General features: G+C 64.1%; 18 protein-coding genes and 1 other RNA gene. 1 reads left to right on the forward strand and 18 read right to left on the reverse strand.

Translation table 11 applies throughout. The features are described from left to right. Positions 1 to 2 precede the first annotated feature (2 nt). Positions 3 to 2738, reverse strand: coding sequence for a preprotein translocase subunit SecA (gene secA / locus AC1DB0_RS23585; protein ID WP_054420460.1), 2736 nt, complete (start codon positions 2736 to 2738; stop codon positions 3 to 5). A gap of 177 nt (positions 2739 to 2915) precedes the next feature. After that, positions 2916 to 3902 carry a M23 family metallopeptidase gene (locus AC1DB0_RS23590; protein WP_054420459.1) on the reverse strand — a complete coding sequence of 329 codons (987 nt, stop codon included), beginning with the start codon at positions 3900 to 3902 and terminating at the stop codon, positions 2916 to 2918. Between the two features lie 128 nt (positions 3903 to 4030). Between AC1DB0_RS23590 and AC1DB0_RS23595 the strand changes: the two genes are divergently transcribed. Next, a complete protein-coding gene (locus AC1DB0_RS23595) occupies positions 4031 to 4438 on the forward strand; it encodes a DciA family protein (RefSeq protein ID WP_082386878.1) in 408 nt (135 codons plus the stop codon). Positions 4439 to 4633: 195 nt separating this feature from the next. Here the strand turns inward: AC1DB0_RS23595 and lpxC are convergent, their stop codons facing one another. The 16 genes from lpxC to rnpB all read right to left on the reverse strand — a co-directional run bounded on the left by lpxC (position 4634) and on the right by rnpB (position 23716). Further along, positions 4634 to 5557, reverse strand: a complete 924-nt coding sequence (gene lpxC / locus AC1DB0_RS23600; RefSeq protein WP_054420456.1) for a UDP-3-O-acyl-N-acetylglucosamine deacetylase — start codon at positions 5555 to 5557, stop codon at positions 4634 to 4636. 240 nt (positions 5558 to 5797) lie between these two features. Continuing rightward, positions 5798 to 6982 (reverse strand): cell division protein FtsZ, encoded by a 1185-nt coding sequence (ftsZ, locus tag AC1DB0_RS23605; protein ID WP_054420454.1) that lies wholly within the window; start codon positions 6980 to 6982, stop codon positions 5798 to 5800. 187 nt (positions 6983 to 7169) lie between these two features. Next, a complete protein-coding gene (gene ftsA, locus AC1DB0_RS23610) occupies positions 7170 to 8396 on the reverse strand; it encodes a cell division protein FtsA (RefSeq protein ID WP_006217473.1) in 1227 nt (408 codons plus the stop codon). Between the two features lie 4 nt (positions 8397 to 8400). Beyond that, positions 8401 to 9225, reverse strand: a complete 825-nt coding sequence (locus tag AC1DB0_RS23615; protein WP_054420453.1) for a cell division protein FtsQ/DivIB — start codon at positions 9223 to 9225, stop codon at positions 8401 to 8403. Positions 9226 to 9237: 12 nt separating this feature from the next. Further along, entirely contained in the window at positions 9238 to 10188 is a 951-nt protein-coding gene (locus tag AC1DB0_RS23620) for a D-alanine--D-alanine ligase (protein ID WP_054420446.1), read from the reverse strand. Next, positions 10185 to 11591: a UDP-N-acetylmuramate--L-alanine ligase gene (gene murC / locus AC1DB0_RS23625; RefSeq protein WP_054420445.1), complete on the reverse strand. Its 1407-nt coding sequence runs from the start codon at positions 11589 to 11591 to the stop codon at positions 10185 to 10187. The genes AC1DB0_RS23620 and murC overlap by 4 nt, the downstream gene beginning before the upstream one ends. Next, entirely contained in the window at positions 11588 to 12664 is a 1077-nt protein-coding gene (gene murG / locus AC1DB0_RS23630; RefSeq protein WP_054420443.1) for an undecaprenyldiphospho-muramoylpentapeptide beta-N-acetylglucosaminyltransferase, read from the reverse strand. Before murG ends, murC begins: the two co-directional genes overlap by 4 nt. Next, positions 12661 to 13854: a putative lipid II flippase FtsW gene (gene ftsW / locus AC1DB0_RS23635; RefSeq protein WP_054420441.1), complete on the reverse strand. Its 1194-nt coding sequence runs from the start codon at positions 13852 to 13854 to the stop codon at positions 12661 to 12663. The genes murG and ftsW overlap by 4 nt, the downstream gene beginning before the upstream one ends. Then, positions 13851 to 15383, reverse strand: coding sequence for a UDP-N-acetylmuramoyl-L-alanine--D-glutamate ligase (gene murD, locus AC1DB0_RS23640; RefSeq protein ID WP_476757909.1), 1533 nt, complete (start codon positions 15381 to 15383; stop codon positions 13851 to 13853). Before murD ends, ftsW begins: the two co-directional genes overlap by 4 nt. Further along, entirely contained in the window at positions 15380 to 16549 is a 1170-nt protein-coding gene (mraY, locus tag AC1DB0_RS23645) for a phospho-N-acetylmuramoyl-pentapeptide-transferase (RefSeq protein ID WP_054420438.1), read from the reverse strand. The genes murD and mraY overlap by 4 nt, the downstream gene beginning before the upstream one ends. Further along, positions 16539 to 19397 carry a bifunctional UDP-N-acetylmuramoyl-L-alanyl-D-glutamate--2,6-diaminopimelate ligase MurE/UDP-N-acetylmuramoyl-tripeptide--D-alanyl-D-alanine ligase MurF gene (gene murF, locus AC1DB0_RS23650; protein WP_476757910.1) on the reverse strand — a complete coding sequence of 953 codons (2859 nt, stop codon included), beginning with the start codon at positions 19395 to 19397 and terminating at the stop codon, positions 16539 to 16541. Before murF ends, mraY begins: the two co-directional genes overlap by 11 nt. Beyond that, positions 19394 to 21124, reverse strand: coding sequence for a peptidoglycan D,D-transpeptidase FtsI family protein (locus AC1DB0_RS23655; protein ID WP_054420435.1), 1731 nt, complete (start codon positions 21122 to 21124; stop codon positions 19394 to 19396). The genes murF and AC1DB0_RS23655 overlap by 4 nt, the downstream gene beginning before the upstream one ends. After that, positions 21121 to 21411, reverse strand: a complete 291-nt coding sequence (ftsL, locus tag AC1DB0_RS23660) for a cell division protein FtsL (RefSeq protein WP_054420433.1) — start codon at positions 21409 to 21411, stop codon at positions 21121 to 21123. The genes AC1DB0_RS23655 and ftsL overlap by 4 nt, the downstream gene beginning before the upstream one ends. Beyond that, a complete protein-coding gene (gene rsmH, locus AC1DB0_RS23665) occupies positions 21411 to 22508 on the reverse strand; it encodes a 16S rRNA (cytosine(1402)-N(4))-methyltransferase RsmH (protein ID WP_476758751.1) in 1098 nt (365 codons plus the stop codon). Before rsmH ends, ftsL begins: the two co-directional genes overlap by 1 nt. Positions 22509 to 22515: 7 nt before the next feature. Beyond that, a complete protein-coding gene (gene mraZ / locus AC1DB0_RS23670) occupies positions 22516 to 22944 on the reverse strand; it encodes a division/cell wall cluster transcriptional repressor MraZ (protein WP_006226256.1) in 429 nt (142 codons plus the stop codon). Between the two features lie 366 nt (positions 22945 to 23310). Beyond that, positions 23311 to 23716, reverse strand: an RNA gene (gene rnpB / locus AC1DB0_RS23675) — RNase P RNA component class A. Positions 23717 to 23825 lie beyond the last annotated feature (109 nt).

The following is a 23825-nucleotide window of genomic DNA, read 5'->3' on the forward strand; positions in this document are numbered from 1 at the left end:
GATCAGACGAGCTTGCCGTGGCACTGCTTGTACTTCTTGCCGCTGCCGCACGGGCACGGGTCGTTGCGGCCGACCTTGGGCAGCGCATTGCGCACGGGCTGCGCACCATCATCCGATTCCGTCTGGGCCAACGCTTCGTCGTAATCAGAGTGGTGGTACTGCACGTTTTGCACATGCGATTGCGCGGCTTCGGCTTCGGCTTGTTCAACCTGTTCCGACGACTGCACACGCACGGTCATCAACACGCGAACCACGTCGTCGCGGATGCGGTCCAGCATGCCCGAGAACAGTTCAAAGGCTTCGCGCTTGTATTCCTGCTTCGGGTTCTTCTGCGCATAGCCGCGCAGATGGATGCCCTGGCGCAGGTAATCCAGCGACGACAGGTGCTCGCGCCAGTGCGTGTCGATCGCTTGCAGCATGATCGAACGCTCGAACTGCGACCACGATTCCGTGCCGACTTGATCGACCTTGGCCTGGTAGGCCTCGCGCGCGGCGTTGACCACGCGTTCGCGCAGCTCTTCGTCCGTCAGGCTGGTTTCTTTTTCCAGCATTTCGGTCAGCGGCAGATGCAGGTGCCAATCAGCTTCCAGGGCCTTTTGCAGGGCCGGGATGTCCCACTGCTCTTCCACCGATTCCGGCGGCACGTAGGTGTTGAACATCTCAACCACGGCGGCGTCGCGCAGGTTGTTCACCGTTTCGCTGACGCTGGCAGCTTCCAGCACGTCGTTACGCTGCGAATACAGCACCTTGCGCTGGTCGTTGGCCACGTCGTCGTATTCCAGCAATTGCTTGCGGATGTCGAAGTTGCGGCCTTCCACCTTGCGCTGCGCGGTTTCGATCGAACGCGTCACCATGCCTGCTTCGATGGGTTCACCCTCGGGCAGCTTCAGGCGCTCCATGATGGCGCGCACGCGGTCGCCCGCGAAGATGCGCATCAGGGAATCTTCCAGCGACAGGTAAAAACGGGACGAACCCGGGTCACCTTGGCGGCCGGCGCGGCCACGCAGCTGGTTGTCGATACGGCGCGATTCGTGGCGCTCGGTGCCGATGATGCGCAGGCCACCAGCGGCCTTGACCTGCTCGTTCAGCGGCTTCCATTCCGCGCGCACCTGTTCGATGCGTGCGTTCTTTTCGGCTTCCGACAGCGATTCGTCGGCGCGGATCAGGTCAACCTGCTTATCCACACTGCCGCCCAGCACGATGTCGGTACCGCGACCGGCCATGTTGGTGGCAATGGTGATGTGGCCCGGCTTGCCGGCTTCGGCAACGATCTCGGCTTCACGGGCGTGCTGCTTGGCGTTCAGCACTTCGTGCGGCAGCTTGGCCTTTTTCAGCAGGCCCGACAGCAGCTCGGAGTTTTCGATGCTGGTAGTACCCACCAGCACGGGCTGGCCGCGCTCGTGGCAATCGCGGATGTCTTCCAGGATTGCGTTGTACTTTTCCGGATCGGTCTTGAAGACCTGGTCGTTCTGATCCTTACGGATCATGGGCTTGTTGGTCGGGATGATGACCGTTTCAAGCCCGTAAATTTCCTGGAATTCGTACGCTTCCGTGTCGGCCGTACCGGTCATGCCGGACAGCTTTTCGTACATGCGGAAGTAGTTCTGGAACGTAATCGACGCCAGCGTCTGGTTCTCGTGCTGGATCTTCACGCCTTCCTTGGCTTCGACGGCCTGGTGCAGGCCATCGGACCAACGGCGGCCCACCATCAGGCGGCCCGTGAATTCGTCGACGATCACCACTTCACCGTCTTGCACGACGTACTGCTGGTCGCGGAAGAACAGGTTGTTGGCGCGCAGAGCCACCATCAGGTGGTGCATCAGCGCAATGTGGCGCGGGTCGTACAGCGACTCGCCTTCGGGCAAGATGCCCAGGCGGGCCAGAATGGCTTCGGCGTTCTCGTGGCCGGCTTCCGACAGATAGACCTGCTGGCTCTTTTCGTCGACCCAGTAATCACCTTCGGGTTCCGGCTCCTGCGGCTTGGGCTCGGTGGCCATACGCTTGAGCAGCGGCGGCACCGCGTTCATGCGGATGTAGAGCTCGGTGTGATCTTCGGCCTGGCCGGAGATGATCAGCGGCGTACGGGCTTCGTCGATCAGGATCGAGTCCACTTCGTCGACGATGGCGTAGAACAGCACGCGCTGGCGGCGGTCCTCAACACGGTATTCCATGTTGTCGCGCAGGTAGTCGAAGCCGAATTCGTTGTTGGTGCCGTACGTGATGTCGGCAGCGTACGCGGCCTTCTTTTCTTCGTTCGGCTGCTGCGGCACCACCACGCCCGTGGTCATGCCCAGGAAGTGGTACAGGCGCCCCATCCATTCCGCATCACGGCGGGCCAGATAGTCGTTCACCGTCACGACGTGGACGCCCTTGCCGGCGACCGCGTTCAGGTAAACGGGCAGCGTCGCCATCAGCGTCTTGCCTTCCCCCGTGCGCATTTCGGCGATCTTGCCGCTGTGCAGCGCAATGCCGCCCAGCAACTGAGAGTCGAAGTGGCGCATGCCGAATACCCGCTTGCCGGCTTCGCGAACCACGGCGAAGGCTTCGGGCAGCAGGTCGTCCAGGGAAGTCCCCTGAGCGTATCGGGATCGGAATTCGTCGGTCTTGGCCGCCAGCTCCGCATCGGAAAGCGCGGAAATCTTGGGCTCTTGCCCATTGATCTGGGTTACCAGCTTGCGATACTGCTTAAGCAGCCGGTCATTGCGGCTACCTATGAGTTTTTTGAGCAGAGAAACCATGCGTATGTCGGCCGCACGTACCACGCCGCGCCTGCATAAGGCCTGGGCAGCGTCGCCCGTGACTTTTGATGTTATTGGTTGAGCGGGGGTCCGCTGGGAAACGAACCAGTTTAACGCACCTGGAGCGTAATAGCCTGGATCTATGACCAGGGTGCTTTCATTGTCCTGTTGGACCGGTCAGCGCGCCGCAGGTTCATTTGTCGTTGCCTGCGCCACCGCGGGCGGCGCGGGCTGCTGCGAACCCAGGAACAATCGGGGGTCCAGCGGCTGTCCGGCAAGGCGGACTTCAAAGTGCAAATGCGGGCCGGTAGACCGCCCCGAACTGCCCACGCGAGCCACTTGCTGGCCACGCTCGACAAGCTGCCCTTGCTTGACCATCAGCGATGACGCATGCGCGTAACGCGTGATCAAACCATCACCATGGTCGATCTCGACCATGTTGCCAAAGCCGGGCTGGAACTTGGCTTCCAGCACCACGCCCCCAGAGGCCGCCAGAATCGGCGTCCCCGACGGGGCCGCAAAATCCAGCCCTTCATGCATGGCCGTGCGCCCCGTCACCGGGTTGCGGCGCCAGCCGTAAGACGAGCTCAGATAGGGGTAATCGGTAATCGGCATCGCGGTCGGCATGCGGGCCTGGTCCGCCGACCGCTTGGTCAGCGCCGCATCCAGCAGCTTCAGGTTGTCGGACTGCTGGGCGAGCCGCGCCTGGATTTCGTCCAGCTGGCGGCCCAAGGCTTCGGCCGACGCCGCGCTGGGCGGGGGATGGTCGGTGAACAGGTCATCCATGACCTGCGTGGCTTCGGGCTGGGTCAGCGCTTCGGGTTGGGCCACGGCCAATTGCTTGGCCAGCTCCGGGTCCGTGTAAGCCACGCCGGCCACTTTGGCCACGCGCTGGCCCAGGCCGTCGATGCTGACCAGCTTGGCCTGCAACGCGCCGACTTTGGCAGCCAGCAAGTTCATGTTTCCGCGCAGGAAATCAGTGTCCCGGCCCGGCTGAGTGGCCAGCGGCCACCCCACGGTCTGAACCGCCGGCAGCATGGGAGTAAGGTATCGTTGTAGCGCGGCGCCAAAGATGGCTGCCGTCACGAGCGCGGCCCCGAGAAACAACGCCAGTCGCGCTCCTCCCAGGGTGAAATGCCCGTCCCGCCCGTCGCGGGCGTGCATAATCACGATTTTCAAGGTGTGCTTCCTAAATCTTTATAGCCGGGATGAATAGACCCACTTCATACCGTCAACGTTCCAGTGCCAGCCGGCGGAAAGAAAATACCGCTCTGGGATGGCTGGGTCATGACATGCGGGGCGCCGGAGTGTTGGCGACTGCCCGCAAGCACTTGCAAATTCAGTATGCGGTGGCGGCGGTTCTGCCCGCCCCGCTAGGTGCTGTCTGCCAGGTCGGCAAGCTGGAAAACCAGTGCCTGCATCTGGTGGTGCCCAGCGCCGCTCATGCCGCCAAGATGCGGCAATTGGCGCCGCGCGTAGCGCGCGCCCTGGCCGACCAAGGCTGGAACCTTAACGAAATTGCCGTCAAGGTACAAGCGGGTTTACCGAAGCCCGGCGCCCGTCAGCCGCTGCCCCCCAAAGAGGCGCAACCGCTGGGAGACACCGCGCTGGGCGCGTTCAAATCGCTACATGACACGCTGCGTCCCGGCCCGTTGGCAGACGCAGTCGCCAAGCTCTTGAAGCATCACAAGAGTAGCTGAAGCTATCCGGCCCTGTCCGGCGCCTGGGGCGCCCGGAAACGAAGCGAAACCAAGTTCTGGGGGGTTTAGACCCGATGGTTTGCAACCGGATGGCGGTTTTTGCGCTAAGGGATGGCGGCCAGCGCCATCCTTAAGCAGGGGCCTGATGAGGATACCGGGGACACTCCCCGGTTCAGGCCCGATCAGAAAGCGGCGTTATGCCAGCTTCCATTCGTGGCGGAAGGCCTGCGGCGCTTCAGCCTGCGATTCATAGGTGACCAGTTCCCAGGCGTCTTGCTGAGCAAGCAGCGCACGGGCCAGCTGGTTGTTCAGGCCGTGGCCCGACTTGCACGCCACATAGCGCGCCACCAAGGGTTTGCCCAGCAGATACAAGTCGCCAATGGCGTCCAGGATCTTGTGCTTCACGAATTCGTCGTCGTAGCGCAGGCCGTCGCTGTTCAGCACGCGGTATTCGTCCATGACGATCGCGTTGTCCAGGCTGCCGCCGCGGGCCAGGCCCATCGAGCGCAGCGCTTCCACTTCGTTCACGAAACCGAAAGTGCGCGCACGGGCGATCTCGCGCACATACGAGTGCGTGGCGAAATCGATCTCGGCGAAATTGGCCGTGGAATCAATGGCAGGGTGGCGGAAGTCGATCGAGAACGCCAGCGCGTAACCCTCGTGGGGTTCCAGGCGGGCCCATTTCTCGTTGCGGCCTTCGCCTTCGCGCACTTCCACCGTCTTTTTGACGCGGATGAATTGCTTGGGCGCGTTCTGCTCGACGATGCCCGCCGAGCGCAACAGATAAACAAACGTAGCCGCACTGCCGTCCATGATGGGGACTTCTTCGGCAGTGAGGTCGATATGCAGGTTGTCGATACCCAGGCCAGCCAATGCCGACATGAGATGCTCCACCGTGGAGACGCGGACGTTGCCCTGCTGGAGGACGGACGCCATGCGCGTATCGCCCACGCCAGTGGCCTGCGCGGGCAGGTCCACGACCTCGGGCAGGTCGACGCGGTGGAAAACAATACCGGTATTGGGTTGTGCCGGACGCAGGGTGAGTTCTACCCGCCGTCCGGAGTGGACGCCGACGCCTGTCGTGCGGACTAGATTCTGAATGCTGCGTTGTCGGAACATGAGACTTAGGTGCTTTGGAGCCAAGAAGCCGGCACGAAGAGAACAGATTGCCGGCGTAACTGACGTATTGTAACGCTGTCCGACCCATGACGCCAACGTGCGCCCGGATCGACCGATACCTCCGTCCCTTAATTGAACCGTGCAAGGGAAACACGGACCGCTCCGCCTCCGGCTCGCCCGCGGGGACAGGCGAGCCGGAGATGAGGGAGTGCGATTAGAGCCTGTGACCGGCTCTTAGGTTCAATCCGCTTGCTTGCGCAGGAACGCCGGGATGTCGAAGTGATCCATGCCCGAGCTTTCCAGTGCACGCACCTGGGCCGACGCCTGGCTGCGCGGATTGCGCATGACCGACGGCATGTCCAGATTGCGGTAATCGCCGCCTTGACCGGCCGGCATCGTGCCCATGGGCATGTTGTCGGTACCGGTGCGCAGCACCTCAGCGGTGTTCTGCACCAGCTGCGGACGCGCTTGCGCACGGCCCAGGCCAGTTGCCACCACGGTCACGCGCAGGTTTTCACCCATCGACTCGTCATAGGCCGTACCGAAGATCACGGTGGCGTCGTCCGAAGCGTAGCTGCGGATCGTTTCCATGATTTCGCGCGTTTCGCGCATCTTCAGCGTGCGGCTGGCGGTGATGTTGACCAGCACGCCGCGAGCGCCGTTCAGGTCCACGCCTTCCAGCAGCGGGCAAGCAATGGCGTGCTCGGCAGCGACGCGAGCGCGGTCTGCGCCCGAAGCCGATGCCGTGCCCATCATGGCCTGGCCTTGCTCGCCCATGATCGTCTTCACGTCTTCGAAGTCGACGTTGACGTTACCTTCGACGTTAATGATTTCGGCGATACCCGCGCAAGCGTTGTGCAGGATGTCGTCGGCGGAACGGAAGCAGTCTTCCTGCGTCGCGTCCTCGTCCATCAGTTCATAGAGGTTCTCGTTGAGCACCACGATGAGCGAATGCACGTGCTTGGCCAATTCCGAGATACCGTCCTCGGCCATCTTCAGGCGCTTATTGCCTTCGAACGTGAAAGGCTTGGTGACCACGCCCACGGTCAGAATGCCCAGTTCCTTCGCCACTTCGGCCACGACCGGACCTGCGCCGGTGCCGGTGCCACCGCCCATGCCGGCGGTGATGAAGACCATGTGAGCGCCGTTCAGCGCAGCACGGATCTCCTCGCGCGCGGTTTCAGCCGACGCACGTCCTTGCTCGGGCTTGGCGCCCGCACCCAGGCCAGTACGGCCCAGACGAATTTGCACCGGGGCGTTGGTCGCCGCCAGTGCCTGCGCATCGGTGTTGGCGCAGATGAAATCCACGCCGTGCACGCCGCTGCGAATCATGTGCGCGACAGCATTGCCGCCCGCACCGCCCACACCAACGACCTTGATTACGGTCCCTTTGGTGTTGTTCTCAAGCATCTCAAAGTTCATCATGATGACTCCCTCACAAGTCCGATTTTGCAAATCACAAAAATTCCCCAACAACCTATATTTTGTGAATCGCCTCAAAGCCGATGCCGACTACATAGGTCCGCGACGGGTTTGAGACGCCTCCTCTTTCTGGCGCGCCCCGCAAAACAACCGCGAGTCACACCAAGGAGCAGGCCCCTACCTGCACCTTTCAATTCATAAACCATTCCTTCATGCGCGCCAGCAGGCTCTTGAAATTGCCGGTCTGGGCGGCGACCTTGCGGCCGCGCACACGCTGCATCCGTGCTTCCTGCAACAAGCCCATCACCGTCGAGAAGCGCGGATTACGCATCACGTCAGCCAAGCTGCCTTCATATTCGGGAACCGCCACGCGCACCGGCTTCAGGAACACGTCCTCGGCCAGTTCGATCATGCCGGGCAGTTGCGCCGACCCGCCGGTCAGGACCACGCCCGAAGCCAGCAAATCTTCGTAGCCGGAATCGCGCACCACCTGCTGCACCAACGTGAACAGTTCTTCGACGCGCGGCTCGATCACGGCGCCCAGCGCCTGGCGCTTCACTTGGCGCGGGCCACGGTCGCCCAGGCCCGGCACTTCCACGGATTCGTCCGGGCTGGCCAGCACCTGCTTGGCCACGCCGTAGCGCAGCTTGATTTCTTCCGCGTCCGGCGTCGGCGTGCGCAGCATGGCGGCGATGTCGTTGGTGATCTGGTCACCGGCAATCGGCAGCACCGCTGTGTGGCGGATCGCACCGCCGGTGAAGATGGCGACGTCGGTCGTGCCGCCGCCGATATCCACCAGCACAACGCCCAGTTCTTTCTCGTCGGCGGTCAGCACGGCCAGGCTGGATGCCAGCGGTTGCAGGATCAGGTCTTGCACTTCCAGGCCGCAGCGGCGCACGCACTTGACGATGTTCTGCGCGGCGCTGACCGCACCCGTCACGATGTGCACGCGCACTTCCAGGCGCAGGCCGCTCATGCCGATGGGCTCGCGGATGTCTTCCTGGCCGTCGACGATGAACTCCTGCGTCAGCACATGCAGCACCTGCTGGTCCGTCGGGATGTTCACCGCTTTGGCGGTCTCGATGACGCGGGCAACGTCGGTGGCGGTGACTTCTTTGTCCTTCACAGCGACCATGCCGCTGGAATTGAAGCTGCGGATATGGCTGCCGGCAATGCCGGTGTAGACGTCGCGAATCTTGCAATCTGCCATCAGCTCGGCTTCTTCAAGCGCGCGCTGAATGGAATTCACAGTGGTCTCGATATTGACGACCACGCCCTTGCGCATGCCGCGCGATTCGTGCTGGCCCAGGCCGAGCACTTCGAATCGCCCTTCGGGCAAAATTTCAGCCACCACAGCCACCACCTTGCTGGTGCCGATATCGAGGGCGACGATAAGGTCCTTGATGTCACGGGTCATGGCGTTAGCGTTTCTTGGGAGGTTTCGGTGTGGATTTGGATTTGGTTTCCGACGCGGGCAACGGAGCCAGCGCCAGGGCGAAACCATTCGGATAGCGCAGGTCGGCCTGCGTGATGGTGCGCCCTTCCAGGCGTCCCGACACGGCGGGCCACGCCTGCACAAAGCGTTGAATTCGGGCCGCGAACGGCAGCGCGCCGGGCAGGCCATGCGGGTCCGGCGCATCGGCGCCCGGATCGCGGCCCAAGTCCAGCATCATGCCGTTGGACAACACCACCCGCCAGGCGTAGCGCGGGCTGAGCTCCAGCTGTTTGACGTGCATGTCCAGCGGCGCGAACCAGCGCGCCAGCTCGGCGTAGCGCTGCACGACGAGCGGCTCCGTGCCCTCGGGCCCGGAGAACTGCGGCAGTACGGTTTCGTCGTCCACCTCGCCCGTGTTCGCCGTGAACGCTTCGCCCCAGGTGTTGATCATCTGGTTCTCGTTCCACAGCGCAAGCGGCTGCTGTTCCTCGATGCGCACGCGCAGCACATTGGGCCAGATCCGGCGCACGGTGGCATGGCGCACCCACGGCACCGATTCGAAGATCTCGCGCGCGTCGTCCAGGTCCACCGTGAAGAAGTTGCCCTTGAAGCGCCCCGCGATGGCGGATCGCACCGCTTGCGGCGACACATAGTGCAGCTCGGTGTCCGGCATCGATTCCAGCTCGATGGCCGTCAACGTGAAGAACGGGCGTTGCGCTACCCACACCACGCCCGCGATGAGCATGGCGCAAACCGCCAGCACGGCTAGCGTGTTGGCGATCAGGTTGGTAGTACGAGCGTCGTTCCACACGGATTATCCAGGTCAAGCGTTACGCGCGGCGCTGTGCACTTTGCACGACGCCTCAGACAAAATTGCCACGCACAGATCGGCGTAGCTGATCCCAACGGCCTTCGCGGCCATCGGCACCAAAGAATGGCTGGTCATGCCAGGCGAGGTATTCATTTCAAGCAGCCACGGCCGGTTGTTGCGGTCGAGCATGAAGTCGGCGCGGCCCCAGCCTTCGCAGTTCAGCGCCTGATAGGCCTTCACGGCAATGGCGGCGACTTCCTCAGCCACGCCGTCCGGCAGCGTCGCCGGGCAGAAGTACTGCGTGTCGTCCGAGAAATACTTGTGTTCGTAGTCGTAGTTGCCGCCGGGCGCCGCGATCTCGATCACGGGCAGAGCGCGTGCGCCCTTGCCTGCACCCAGCACGGCCACGGTCAGTTCGCGGCCGGTGATGAATTGTTCGGCCAGCACAACGCTGTCAAAGCGCGCGGCAGCCGCGTAGGCTTCCTTCATGTCGGAATAGCCCACCACCTTGGTGATGCCAACGGTGGAACCTTCATGCGGCGGCTTGATGATCAGCGGCAAGCTCAGACGGTCGGGCACCAGACGAAGTTCCGTGTCGGCGTCCAGCACTTCAAAATCAGGCGTGGGCAGACCAATCTGTTGCCACACGCGCTTGGTCATGGTCTTGTCCATGGCCAGCGCGGACGCCATCGGGCCGCTGCCGGTGTAAGGAATGCCCAGCAATTCCAGCGCGCCTTGAATCGTGCCGTCTTCACCATAGCGGCCATGCAGCGCGATGAAGACGCGGTCGAAGCCTTCGGCGGCCAGCTCGGCCAGGCTGCGTTCCCCCGTGTCGAACAGGTGCGCGTCCACGCCGGCGCTGGCCAGCGCCTGCTGCACGCCCTTGCCGGACATCAGCGACACTTCGCGCTCGGCGGAACGCCCGCCGTACAAGACACCCACTTTGCCGAATTGCGTGCTCATGCCAGCTCTCCTACTTGGCCAGGGACTTTGCTGATCGAACCCGCGCCCATCACAATCACCACGTCGCCATCGCGCACGAAGTCCACCACTGCCTGGGGCAGCTCGGCCACGTCTTCGACGAACACCGGTTCCACCTTGCCGGCCACACGCAGCGCGCGCGACAGGGCGCGGCCGTCGGCGGCCACCAGCGGCGGCTCGCCGGCCGAATAGACCTCGGTCAACAGCACCGCGTCGGCCGTGCCCAGCACGCGCACGAAATCTTCAAAACAGTCCCGCGTCCGCGTGTAGCGATGCGGCTGGAACGCCAGCACGATGCGGCGATCAGGCCAGGCGCCGCGCGCGGCGGCCAGCGTGGCGGCCATCTCAACGGGGTGATGGCCGTAGTCGTCGATGACGGTGAATGTGCCGCCGCCATGGCTGGCCGGCACGGGGAATTCGCCCGTCTGCGTGAAACGGCGGCCCACGCCCTTGAAGGCGGCCAGCGCGTCGCAGATGGCGTCGTCGGACACGCCCAGCTCCGTTGCCACGGCGATTGCGGCCAGGGCGTTGCGCACGTTGTGCAGGCCCGGCAGGTTCAGCACCACTTGCAACGGCGGCAGCAGCGTATCGCGGTGCGTGCGCTGCACGTTGAAGCGCATGCGCGTGCCTTCCGGCTGCACTTCATAGGCGCGCACTTGTGCGTCTTCGTTCAGGCCGTAAGTGGTGATCGGCCGCGACACGAAGGGCATGATCTCGCGCACGTTCGCATCGTCAGAGCACAGCACGGCGCTGCCATAGAACGGCAGGCGCTGCGTGAATTCGATGAACGCACTTTTCAGGCGCGCCACGTCATGGCCGTAGGTGTCCATGTGATCGGCATCGATGTTGGTCACGATGGCCATCACCGGCAGCAGATTCAGGAAGGACGCGTCGGACTCGTCGGCCTCGACCACGATGTAGTCGCCCTGGCCCAGGCGCGCATTGGCGCCGGCGGAGTTCAACCGGCCGCCAATCACGAATGTCGGGTCCAGGTCACCGGCGGCCAGCACGCTGGCCACGAGGCTGGTGGTCGTGGTCTTGCCGTGCGTACCCGCCACGGCGATGCCGCGCTTCAAACGCATCAGCTCGGCCAGCATGATGGCGCGCGGCACCACGGGGATGCGCGACGCGCGGGCGGCGATCACTTCAGGGTTGTCACCCGCCACCGCCGTGGACGTCACGATGGCGCCCGCCCCCGTGACGTTGCTGGCCACGTGGCCGATCGCGATCTTCACGCCCAGGCTGGCCAGACGACGCGTCACAGCGGACTCGTTCAAGTCGGAGCCGCTGATGGTGTAGCCCAGGTTGAGCAGCACTTCGGCAATGCCGCTCATGCCCGAGCCGCCGATGCCTACAAAATGGATATGTTGAATTCTGTGTTTCATGATGAACGCCCCGCTGCTTGTTCACAGACGTCGGCGATATGCGCTGCCGCTTCCGGGTGCGCATGCGCGCGGGCACGGATGGCGACGGCTTCCAGTTCTTGTCGGGTACGCTGGGCCAGCCAGTCCGCCAGCCACTCGGGCGTCAAGGCGGTCTGCGGCTGGAGCCAGGCGGCCTCGGCGTCGCTTAAGAAGCGCGCGTTGGCGGTTTGATGATCATCGATGGCATGCGGGAACGGCACGAACAGCGCGGCGACGCCAGCGGCCGCCACTTCGGACACCGTCATGGCCCCCGCGCGGCAGATCACCAGATCCGCGTCGCCCAAGGCGCCCGCCATGTCATCGATGAACGCGCGGCAATCAGCCTCTACGCCCGCTTGGGCATAGGCCTGCTGCAACGCGGGCAAATGTTGTTCGCCGGCCTGATGGATGACCATCGGACGGCTCTCTTGCGGCAAGCGCGCCAGCGCTTGCGGAACGGTCGTGTTCAGCGCCTGCGCGCCCAAGCTGCCCCCCACGACGAGCACGCGCAGCGGGCCCGTGCGGTTGGCGTAGCGCGTGGCCGGGTCCGGCAGCGCGCACAAGTCGGCACGCACCGGGTTGCCCATGGCTTCGCCCTTGGGCAGCACGCCGGGGAACCCGCTCAACACGCGGCGCGACATCTTCGCCAGGCACTTGTTCGCGGTGCCTGCCACGGCATTCTGTTCATGCACCACCAGCGGCGTGCCGCGCAGCGCAGCAATCACGCCGCCCGGGAACGCCACGTAGCCGCCCATGCCCAGCACCACGTCCGGGCGCACATCCGACAAACGCGACCACGCTTCTCCGAACGCGCGCAACAGCAGGAACGGCAGCTTCAGCAGCGCGGATGCGCCCTTGCCGCGCACGCCTTGAAAGCGCAACGGCACCAGTTCGATGCCGCGCGGCGGCACGAGCTTGCCTTCCATTTTGTCGGGATTGCCCAGCCACAGCACGCGCCAGCCACGCTCGCGCAGCACATCGGCAACCGCCAGGCCCGGCATGATGTGTCCGCCGGTGCCACCGGCCATGATCAGGATGGTGCGGGCCGCGGTCATACTCGCCCCCCACGCATCATGACGCGGTTTTCCACGTCGACCCGGATCAGCATGGCCAAGGCGCACAGGTTCATCACCACGCCCGAACCGCCATAGCTCATCAGCGGCAGCGTCAAACCCTTGGTGGGCAGCAGGCCCAGGCACACGCCCATGTTGATGAACGACTGCACGCCGAACCACATCGCCACGCCATGCGCCACCAGGCCCGCGAACGTGCGTTCCATGGCGATGGCCTGACGGCCGATATCGAAACCGCGATAGATGATGATGGCGAACAGCGTGATCACCGTCATCACGCCAATAAAGCCCAGCTCTTCGCCCACCACCGCCATCAGGAAGTCGGTGTGCGCTTCGGGCAGGTAGTGCAGCTTTTCAACGCTGGCGCCCAGGCCCACGCCGAACCATTCACCACGGCCCAAGGCAATCAGCGAGTGCGACAGCTGATAGGCGCTGCCGTAAGCGTTGTCTTCGTTCCAGGGGTCCAGGTAGGCAAACAGGCGCGCACGGCGCCACGGCGACAACCAGATCAGCATCAGGAACGTGCTCACCAGCACGGCCAGCAGGCTGCTGAAGTATTTGCCGTTGATGCCGCCCAGGAACAGGATGCCGATGGCGATGGCCACGATCACCATGAACGCGCCCAGGTCGGGCTCCAGCAGCAACAGCATGCCCACGCCGGCCAGCGCGAACGCCATCGGCAAGAAGCCGCGGGCAAACGCCTGCATGTGCTCTTGCTTGCGCACGGTGTAATCGGCGGCGTAGAGCAAGGCGGCCAGCTTCATCAGTTCAGACGGCTGGAAGTTCAGCGGACCCAGCGGAATCCAGCGGTGCGCGCCGTTGACTTCACGGCCGATGCCGGGAATCAGCACCGCCACCAGCAAGATCATCGACACCACGAACAGCGGCACCGCCATGCGCTGCCAGACCCGGATGGGAATGGCCAGCACAACGGCGCCCGCGACCAGCCCGGCGCTGACGAACAGGCCGTGGCGGATCACGAAGTAATAACGCCCATAGGACGCGTAACGCGGGCCGTCGGCCAGCGCGATCGACGCCGAATACACCATCAGCAATCCGAGCAGCAACAGCGTCGATGCCGCGATGACCAGCGGCAGATCGAAGTTGCGCATCTTGGTACGGCCGGGCCGTACGGCATTGACGCTGGCGGTGAGATCGGCGATCAGGCTCATGCCACCTCTCCACGGTCGCGGGCCAGGTCTTCGACCTCTTCCACGAACACCTGCCCGCGATGCGGGTAGTTGCGGAACATGTCCAGGCTGGCGCAGGCCGGCGACAGCAGCACGGCGTCGCCAGGCTGCGCCAATTCGGCGGCGCCGCGCACGGCATCATGCAACGATTCAACGGTGATGCAGTTGACGCCGGTCGGCGCCAGCACGCGGCCAATTTCGGGGCCATCCACACCGATCAGCATCACGGCGCGCGCATGACGCGACACCACCGGGATCAGCGGAGAAAAATCCTGGCCCTTGCCCTGGCCGCCGGCGATCAGCACCACCGGTTGGCCCAGGCCTTCCAGGGCGGCGACGGTGGCACCCACGTTGGTGCCCTTGCTGTCATTGATGTAGTCGACGCCGCCAATCTGGCGCACGAAGGCCGCGCGGTGCGGCTCGCCCGCGTATTCACGCAGCGTGCGCAGCATGGCGCCCCAGCCCAAGTCCAGGCAGCGCGCCAGTTGCAAGGCGGCCAGCGCATTCAGGGCGTTGTGGATGCCGCGGATGCGCAGGGCGTCCACCGGCATCAGGCGGCTCATGCGGCCGTTGGCGCGCACGGGTTCGGGCGCATCTTTCTTGCGGCGCACGGGCGGCGCGGGTTCGTCGAAATCGCTGGGCTCGGAAGCCACCAGCCAAGCTACGCCCTGCCCCAGTTCCAGGCCCATGTCGCCGACCAGTTCCGGCATGTCGCGGCCAAAACTGCGCACATTCAGCGCGTTCACCGTCGGCACCATGCGCAGCGTCATCGGGTCGTCGCGGTTGACGATGGCGATGCGCGCCATCTTAAAGATGCGCGCCTTGGCCTCGGCATAAGCGTCCATGCCGCCATGCCAGTCCAGATGATCTTGGGTGACGTTCAGYACGACGGCGGCGTCAGCCTTCAGCGACTGCGTCGTTTCCAGCTGGAAGCTGGACAGTTCCAGCACCCAGACTTGCGGCAGCGCGTCGTTGTCCAGCGCATCCATCAGCGCGGTCAATGCTGCCGGGCTGATGTTGCCAGCCGCCACAACGGTCAGGCCGCTGGCGTCGATCAAGTCACGCGTGAGCGCCGTCACCGTGGTCTTGCCATTCGTGCCCGTCACGGCCAACAGGCGCGGACGGTATTCACGCGTCTCGGCCAGATCGGCCAGTGCGCGCGCAAACAATTCAATTTCACCGACGACTTCAATGCCGCGGGCTTTCGCCTCGCGCAGCAGCTCGGCGGCGGGCGGCAGGGCAGGCGCCAGGCCGGGGCTCAGCACCACCTGGGTCACACCATCCAGCAACGCCAAGTCAAAGGACGCGTCGCAGCCCAAGCGGTATTCCACATCGCTTTGCGCCAGCGCGTCACGCAGCGCGGCAAGGCCGCCCGGCTCGGCGCGTGTGTCGGCCACGCGCAAGCGGGCGCCCAATCGGGCGCACCAGCGAGCGGCGGCGACACCCGTCTCGCCCAATCCGAGGATCAGGACGAGCGGCGCGTCAGCGCGGGAGGGTTCAATCGTATTCATCGCAACTTCAGCGTAGAGAGGCCGATCAGCACCAGCATCATGCTGATGATCCAGAAACGCACAACCACCTGGGTTTCTTTCCAGCCACCCACTTCAAAGTGATGATGCAACGGGGCCATGCGGAATATGCGTCTACCTGTTCCATAACGTCGCTTCGTGTACTTGAACCAGGTCACCTGGATCATCACCGACAGCGTTTCCACCACGAACACGCCGCCCATGATGAACAGCACGATTTCCTGGCGCACGATGACGGCGATGGTGCCCAGCGCGCCGCCCAGCGCAAGCGCGCCGACGTCACCCATGAAGACCTGCGCCGGATACGCGTTGAACCATAAAAATGCCAAGCCCGCGCCCCCGATCGCCGCGCACAGCACCATCAATTCCGAGGCGCCGGGAATATACGGGAACAGCAGATATTTGGAATAGTCGACGCGGCCGACGACGTAGGCGAAGATGCCCAACGCGCTGCCGACCATCACGGTCGGCATGATGGCCAGGCCATCCAGGCCGTCGGTCAGGTTCACGGCGTTGCTGGTGCCGACAATCACGGCCCACGTCAGCGCCACAAAACCCAGCACGCCCAGCGGATAGCTCACCGATTTGAAGAACGGCACGATCAAGTCGGCACGCGTGGGCAACGCCATCGTGAAGCCGCTGCCTACCCAGGCCTTGAACAGCGGCCACAATTCAGTGTTGGCGGGCGCGGACACGGCAAACGCCAGATACACGGCGGCGATGATGCCGATCGTGGCCTGCCAGAAGAATTTCTGCCGTGCGGGCATGCCTTCCGGATCGCGATAAACCACCTTGCGGTAATCGTCCATCCAGCCGATCCAGCCGAAGCCGAACGTCACCAGCAGCACGACCCACACGAAACGGTTGGTCCAGTCCGCCCACAGCAAGGTGCTGATGGCGATGGAAATAAGGATCAGCACGCCGCCCATCGTGGGGGTGCCGGTCTTGACCAGATGCGTTTCCGGACCGTAGGCGCGCACGGCCTGGCCGATCTTCATTTCGGTCAACTTGCGAATCACATGCGGACCGGCAACCAGGCCGATCAGCAACGCCGTCGCGCACGCCAGCACGGCGCGCAAGGTGATGTATTCGAACACGCCCAGGGCGCGTACATCATCAGAAAGCAGACGGGCGATTTCAAGCAGCATGGTGCTCTCCCTGCCCCTTGGCCGCCGTCGCGTCATTCATAGAAAAAGCCGTCACTACCCGCTCCATGCGCATAAAGCGCGATCCCTTTACCAATACGCAGGACGCGCGCAAACCGCGCAAGGCGGCAACCACTTCGTCTACCGATGCGCAGGCGTGCGCGCCAACACCGAATGCGGCCGAAGCCGCCTGGCTGGCGTCGCCTAGCGTGATCAGCGCGTCAAGCCCATGCTCGCGCGCGTAATTGCCCACCTCGGCATGCAAGGCGGGGCCGTTGTCCCCGATTTCACCCATGTCGCCCAGCACCAAAACACGCTTGCCGGCAATGCGCGCCAACACGTCGATGGCCACGCGAACGGAATCGGGGTTGGCATTGTAGGTGTCATCAATGAGCAACGTTCCGTCACTCAAATGTTTGTGCTGCATGCGGCCCGCAACGGGGACAAATCCCGCCAGGGCGCGTACCGCGCAATCCAGCGGCGCACCCGCCGCGATGGCGCTGGCGATTGCGGCCAGTGCGTTGCGCAGGTTGTGCAAACCCGGCACCGGCAACACCAGATCGGCCACGCCGACGGGCGTGACGACGCGGCAGCGCGTGGTGCCGACATCGGCCAGAATGTGTTCCGCATACACATCCAGGCCGGGCTGCAAGCCAAAGCGCAGCACGCGGCGCGGTTCGGCCAAGGCGTCCCAGATGGCGGAGTACGGTTCATCGCCGGGATACACGGCCACGCCGTCATCGGGCAGCGCCGCAATCGCCGCGCCGTTTTCGTGCGCCACCGCTTCCACGGTGTGCATGAATTCCTGATGTTCGCGTTGCGCGTTGGTCACCAGCGCAACCGTGGGCGCGGCCATGGCGGCCAATTGCGCGATTTCGCCCGGGTGGTTCATGCCCAGTTCGAAGACGGCAGCGCGGTGCTCGGTGCGCAAGCGCAACAGGGTCAGCGGCACGCCGATGTCATTGTTCAGATTGCCGGCGGTGGCCAGACGGCCAGCTTCGCCCTGCCACTCGGCCAACATGGCCGAGATCATTTCCTTGGTGGTCGTCTTGCCGTTGCTGCCGGTCACGGCCACCACGGGCAGCGTGAACTGCGCGCGCCAGGCCGCGCCGATGCGCATCAGCGCAACGCGCGTATCGCCCAGCACCAGTTGCGGCAGCTTGGCGTCGCCGACGGCATGCGCCACCACCGCCGCACATGCGCCACGGCCTTCGGCCTGATCCAGATAGTTGTGCGCGTCAAAGTTCTCGCCCACCAGCGCGACGAACAATTCACCCATGCCGATGCGGCGGGTGTCTGTCGACACGCCCTTGACCTGCGGCAGCAGCAGCGCCAGCCGTGCCCACTCGCGGTCATCAAAAGGCAGCTTTTCGCCGCCAATATCCTGATAGGTCTCGTGCCCCTTGCCGGCCAGCAGTACCACGTCGTCGGGCGACGCGGACCAGATGGTCTGCATGATGGCGCGTGCGCGATCCACCTGAACGTCGGCCTTTGCGGTTGCGGGAATGCCCGCCAGGATCTGCTCGACGATCGATTCAGGAGATTCCGTGCGCGGGTTGTCGCTGGAGACTACGACGTGGTCAGCCAGCTCTGCGGCAATGCGGCCCATCTCGGGGCGCTTGCCCGGATCTCGCTCGCCGCCGCAACCGAACAGGCAGATCAAGCGGCCGGACCGCGCCACCGCTACGGCGCGCAATGCGGTCAACGCACGCGACAGCGCATCCGGCGTGTGGGCGTAATCCACCACCACCAGCGGGCCGCCGCGGCCAGCCGGCGTCTGGGTCGAAACCGGCACCGTTTCCACGGTTTGCAAACGGCCGTCAACGGGGTCCGTCGCGGCCAGTTCACGCGCGATCTGCGCAAACGGCAGGCCAAGCTTGTACAGCACGCCCGCCACCAACAGCAGGTTCGACACATTGTGCGCGCCCAGCAGACGCGTCACGATCTGCGCTTCGCCGTGCGGCGACACCAACGTAAAGATCTGGCCCTGCGACGTGGCCTGAAGATCACGCGCGCGCATCGCGGCGGGAATCTCAGCCGCGTCGCTCAGGCTGTAGCCCATCGCCATGCCCGCGGGCATGCTTGCGATCAGGCGGCGGCCGGCTTCATCATCGGCGTTGACGACGGCGGCAGTCAGGCCCGGCCAATTGAACAGGCGCGCCTTGGCGGCCTCGTAGCGTTCCATCGTGCCGTGATAATCAAGATGGTCGCGCGTCAGGTTCGTGAAGGCGGCCAGCGCCACACGCACACCGTCCAGGCGGCCTTGTTCAATACCGATCGACGACGCTTCCATCGCCACGGCTTGCGCCCCCGCGTCGCGCATGGCGGCCAGGGTGCGGTGCACGGTCAGCACGTCGGGCGTGGTCAGGTCACCGCCCAGCGTACGGCCATCGGGCAGCACGGCGCCCAAGGTGCCGATGGTGCCGCAAGGCTTGTCGTTGCGGCTCAGCGCGTGCGCGATCCATTGCACCGACGAGGTCTTGCCATTCGTGCCCGTTACCGCCACCACCGCCAACGCGGCCGACGGGCGGCCATACCACGTGTCAGCCAGCTCGCCGAGCAAGGCGCGCAGGCCGGTGACCGGCAGCATCGGCGTGTCGGCCGCTGCGGTCTGGATGGCGTCGTTGGCGGGGGCTTCAAACAGCACGGCGCTGGCGCCCAGCGCCAACGCCTTATCTATATAGAGACGGCCATCGCTGGACAGGCCCGGGCAGGCGACGAACACATCGCCCGGCTCGATATCGCGCGAGTCCAGCTTGAGGTGCGCGGTCAACGACACGCGCGCATGCAACCACGCCACGGTTTCAGCAACCGTGGCGACAGGGGTAGAGAGGAAGCCTTTGGCGCTCATCTGCCTGGCTCCTTGAGACCAGCAACAATCGTGGATTCAAAAGGCGCGTCCGGCCGCACCCCCATCAGCCTCAAGCTCCCCCCCACGATGTGGGAGAACACGGGCGCGGCAATGGCGCCGCCGTAATAACCGCCGACCGTGGGTTCGTCGATGGACACCGCCACGACAATCTTCGGGTCAGACACCGGAGCGAAGCCCACGTACGAGCTTCGGTAACGCTGCATGCTGTACTTGCCATCCACGATCTTGCGCGCGGTGCCGCTCTTGCCGGCAACGCGATAGCCCTGCACCTGAGCAGCCTTCGTGCCTTCGGGGCCAGCCGCCGCTTCCAGCATCGCGCGCACCATGGCGGTGGTCTTGGGCGTGTAGATCTTGACGCTGGTGGGGTCGCTGTCGCGCTTGACCAGCGTCAGCGACACCATGTCGCCATTGCGGGCAAACACGGTATAGGCGCGCGCCACCTGCAACAACGACACAGACAGGCCATAGCCGTAGGCCATGGTCGCCTTTTCGATCAGGCGCCAGCGGTCCCACGGACGCAGGCGGCCAGGGGCCGCGCCGGGGAATCCCACTTGGGGCGCCTGACCCAGGCCCAATTCGGTGAAGCGATCCCACATCTCGCGGGAGTCCAGCTTCTCGGAAATCATCGTCATGCCGATGTTGCTGGACTTGCGCAGCACGCCCGCCACGTCCAGCGTACCGTTGCGGCTGACGTCGCTGATCGTGCTGCCTTGATACGAGAAGCGGCCATTGCCGGTCTCGAACAAGGTCGACGTCGTGATGCGGCCCAGGTCCAACGCCAGCGCGGCGGTGAACGGCTTCATGATCGAGCCGGGTTCGAACGTATCGGTAATGGCTTGATTGCGCAGCTTGGAGCCGTGGAAGGACTCGCGCTTGTTGGGATCAAACGTCGGCACGTTCGCCAGCGCCAGGATCTCGCCCGTGTGCACGTCCACGACCACGGCGGTAGCGCCCTTGGCCTGGTGCTTGTCCATGGCGTCCTTCAATTCCTTGAACACCAGGTACTGCAAGCGGGTATCGATGGAGAGGCGCAGATCGCGGCCATCAACCGGCAACGTGACGGCCTGCACGTCTTCAATGACGCGGCCCAGCCGGTCCTTGATGACGCGGCGGCTGCCGGGGCGGCCTTGCAACTGCTGGTTGAAGGTCAGCTCAACGCCTTCTTGCCCCTGATCTTCGACGCTGTTGAAACCCACCACGTGGGCCATCACGTCGCCGTCCGGGTAATAACGGCGGGTCTCGGGCTGCTGATGAATGCCGGGCATGCCCAGCTGCTTGATCTTGTCGGCCACATCCATCGCGACCTGACGCTTCAGGTAGACGAAGTTCTTGTCTTCGTCGACCAGGCGGTGGCGCAGATCGGCCACGGGCGTTTCCAGCAACTTGGCCAGCGCGTCCATCTGCGCGGGCGTGCCTTGCTTGGCGTCTTCGGGAATGGCCCAGATAGCGCGCGCCGGCACGCTGGACGCCAGCACGGCGCCATTGCGATCCGTGATCTTGCCGCGTGTGGCGGCAAGCGTCAGCGTGCGTTCGTAGCGGCGTTCACCCTGCTGCTGCAGGAACTCCGTCGACAACCCTTGCAGAAACAGCGCGCGGCCAGCCAGCACCGTGAACCCGCCAAACAGCAGGATCAGGACCAGGCGTGCGCGCCAGGTGGGCAATTGCCCGCGCAGTACGGGGTTGTCGAAGAAGGGAACGCGTTTCATTGCGCGCCTCCGGTTGCGGAGACGGGCGCTTGATTCAAGTACAGCGTGCGGTCCGGAACGATGGGGATCATCTTCAGGCCGTCACGTGCAATGACGTCAACCCGCGCGTTGCGGGCGAGTTCGGCGCGGTCGAGTTGCAGGCGGCGCCAGTTGGTTTCAAGGTCGCGCGCTTGCGCCTGATCGCGTCCCAGCTCAACGAAGAGCTGGCGCGACTGATACCGGCTGGTGACCAGGGAAATGGCCGACAGCATCAGTAAAGCCGCAACGATCAGGTTGACACGACCCATTAGCGCCGCCCCCCTTTGCCGCCGCGCCGAGGCGGCGGAGCCAGGTCGCTGCCGGGCAGCGAGCCGATCTTCACAAACGCGAAACCGCCCTCGGGGGGCAGCGGCGTTTCGGTGCGTTCGGCAACGCGCAGGACAGCGGAGCGGGCGCGGGCATTGCCGGAGACTTCATCGTCTTCGGCCTGAACACGGCCCAGGGAACGCAGGACGGGCTGGGGCATTTCGCTTTCGCGCAGCGGCAGGCGTGCATGCGCGGCGGCCGGACGAGCCGCCGCCACAATGCATTGCTTGACCATGCGGTCTTCAAGCGAATGAAAGCTGATCACCGCCAACCTCCCCCCTGGGGCAAGCAGGTCTAGAGCTGCCGCGAGGGTGCGCGCGAGCTCTTCGAGTTCCCGATTGATGTAAATCCGTAGAGCTTGAAAGGTGCGTGTGGCCGGATGCTGCCCCTTTTCGCGCGTGCGGACGGCGCTGGCGACGCACTCGGCAAGCTCGAGCGTGGTGCGCAGCGGCCTTGTTGCGCGGCGAGCAGCAATCGCCTTTGCAACCTGAAAAGCAAACCGTTCTTCGCCATAATCCGCTATGACCTCCCGCATCTCATCCACACTGGCTTGCGCCAGCCAATCCGCCACCGTGGGACCACGAGTGGTGTCCATCCGCATATCGAGCGGGCCTTCTCTCATGAACGAGAAGCCACGCTCTGCGTCATCAATCTGAGGCGACGAAACGCCCAGATCCAGCATCACGCCATCAACCTTGTCGATGCCGAGCTGCTGCAATTCTTCTGCCATGGTGGCAAAGCCGCCATGAATAACCGTGACCCTGGGGTCCGCCGCCGCCAACGCATTGGCTACCGCGATCGCCTCGGGGTCCTTGTCGAACACCACCAGCCGCGCAGATTTGCCCAAACGCCCAAGCAGTTCGCGACTGTGCCCGCCGCGGCCAAAAGTGCCGTCGACAAACACACCGCGTTCCGCCCGCGTAGCCGTATCCGGCTCGGTCTGCGTGTGCGACCGTGTCGCGCCCTTGCCGCCGAAATCGGGCAGCAATAGTGCGTCCACCGTCGGCTCCAGCAGAACGGGCCGATGTTCGAATTCCATAAATTTTTCAGAACGAAAACTGGTTCAACACATCCGGCATACCCTTGGCCAAGTCCTCAGCCTCGCGGCTGGCCAGAGTAGCGGCGTCCCACAGCTCGAAGTGCGCGCCCAGACCGAGCAGCATCACATCGCGCGTCATACCGGAAGCGTTGCGCAGTTCAGGAGCGATAAGGACCCGGCCGGAGCCATCCAGTTCGACGTCCTGAGCGTTGCCCAGCAACAGCCGCTGCAACGCACGAGCCGTCATGGGAAAAGCGGCGATCTGTTCGCGCTTCTTTTCCCACTCCGGCCGCGGGTACACCAGCAAGCAGCCGTCAGGGTGGCGCGTCAGGGTCAGCCGGCCATCGGCCTGCGACATCAGCGCGTCACGATGCCGAGTCGGAATCGAGATCCGTCCCTTGGCATCCAGCGTGAGCGCGCTGCTTCCCTGAAACACCACTTTTACCCCACTTAATTGCACAATTTCCTACTATTTCCCACTCTACGGTATGGCACAGGGGCGGTCAAGCGCGTGGTTGCAATTTTTTCAATCACAACAAGGACTTAGATCAATATGTAAATCCGCAAAAAGAAAAACCTCCTAATAAATCAGGAGGTTGCGACACACTCTACAAGTCCTTCTTCAGAAGTAGCGCCTAAGGATGACTTTGCATTGTTTTACGTGAGGCCGTATCGCCCGTAGTGACGAGGCTTCCCGCCGACCTTGCCGCGATAGGCTGCGAAAAAATTGGGGAAGCAGGCGCCGGACGCGGCCGAGGCCAGCCGGGCTCCCGGCCCGGCCAACTCGCGCGTGGAAAATTCGATGCAAGACGGGTCTATAGGCCGGATTCTGTACACCAGGTTGCCCTGGCGGACGATCATTCCTCTGCGCGGATCATTGCTGAGCCGCTCTAGCCACCTACCCGCATGCTTGGACGGAGCCGCCCTTCGCGACCCGAGGGCCGCACGCATGCCTATTTGATGTTGCTCCGGATAGAGGTTGCCGCGTTTCACCCTGCGACGCCGCCCTTCGTTGCCGAAGGGCGCGATACGGAGATGGCCGTACCTGTGCGTGCCATGCACGCCCGCTTCCCAGTCTCGTCTCTGTGGCCCTATTCCTCAGCCGCGCCCGAAGACGCAACCGGACGGCCGTTAGCCGTTACCCTGCCCTATGGAGTCCGGACCTTCCTCGATGGATTCGCATCCACCGCGATCGCCCGACCCGCCTTGCGGTTCGTATTCTATTACAGGTCACGGCTCTGTCCCCTTGGCGCGCGCCAGAAGTGTCGTCAAACAGCTTTACGGGGTTTCGGCGACAATACGCGCTGATCCGCTTAG

Source organism: Achromobacter sp. 10T422, assembly GCF_056394065.1.

Bases quoted from the DNA above. Each gene is read 5' to 3' on its own strand.
- secA (WP_054420460.1), bottom strand. From the start codon at position 2,738: ATGGTTTCTCTGCTCAAAAAACTCATAGGTAGCCGCAATGACCGGCTG.
- AC1DB0_RS23590 (WP_054420459.1), bottom strand. From the start codon at position 3,902: ATGCACGCCCGCGACGGGCGGGACGGGCATTTCACCCTGGGAGGAGCG.
- AC1DB0_RS23595 (WP_082386878.1), top strand. From the start codon at position 4,031: ATGCGGGGCGCCGGAGTGTTGGCGACTGCCCGCAAGCACTTGCAAATT.
- lpxC (WP_054420456.1), bottom strand. From the start codon at position 5,557: ATGTTCCGACAACGCAGCATTCAGAATCTAGTCCGCACGACAGGCGTC.
- ftsZ (WP_054420454.1), bottom strand. From the start codon at position 6,982: ATGATGAACTTTGAGATGCTTGAGAACAACACCAAAGGGACCGTAATC.
- ftsA (WP_006217473.1), bottom strand. From the start codon at position 8,396: ATGACCCGTGACATCAAGGACCTTATCGTCGCCCTCGATATCGGCACC.
- AC1DB0_RS23620 (WP_054420446.1), bottom strand. From the start codon at position 10,188: ATGAGCACGCAATTCGGCAAAGTGGGTGTCTTGTACGGCGGGCGTTCC.
- murC (WP_054420445.1), bottom strand. From the start codon at position 11,591: ATGAAACACAGAATTCAACATATCCATTTTGTAGGCATCGGCGGCTCG.
- murG (WP_054420443.1), bottom strand. From the start codon at position 12,664: ATGACCGCGGCCCGCACCATCCTGATCATGGCCGGTGGCACCGGCGGA.
- ftsW (WP_054420441.1), bottom strand. From the start codon at position 13,854: ATGAGCCTGATCGCCGATCTCACCGCCAGCGTCAATGCCGTACGGCCC.
- mraY (WP_054420438.1), bottom strand. From the start codon at position 16,549: ATGCTGCTTGAAATCGCCCGTCTGCTTTCTGATGATGTACGCGCCCTG.
- murF (WP_476757910.1), bottom strand. From the start codon at position 19,397: ATGAGCGCCAAAGGCTTCCTCTCTACCCCTGTCGCCACGGTTGCTGAA.
- AC1DB0_RS23655 (WP_054420435.1), bottom strand. From the start codon at position 21,124: ATGAAACGCGTTCCCTTCTTCGACAACCCCGTACTGCGCGGGCAATTG.
- ftsL (WP_054420433.1), bottom strand. From the start codon at position 21,411: ATGGGTCGTGTCAACCTGATCGTTGCGGCTTTACTGATGCTGTCGGCC.
- rsmH (WP_476758751.1), bottom strand. From the start codon at position 22,508: ATGGAATTCGAACATCGGCCCGTTCTGCTGGAGCCGACGGTGGACGCA.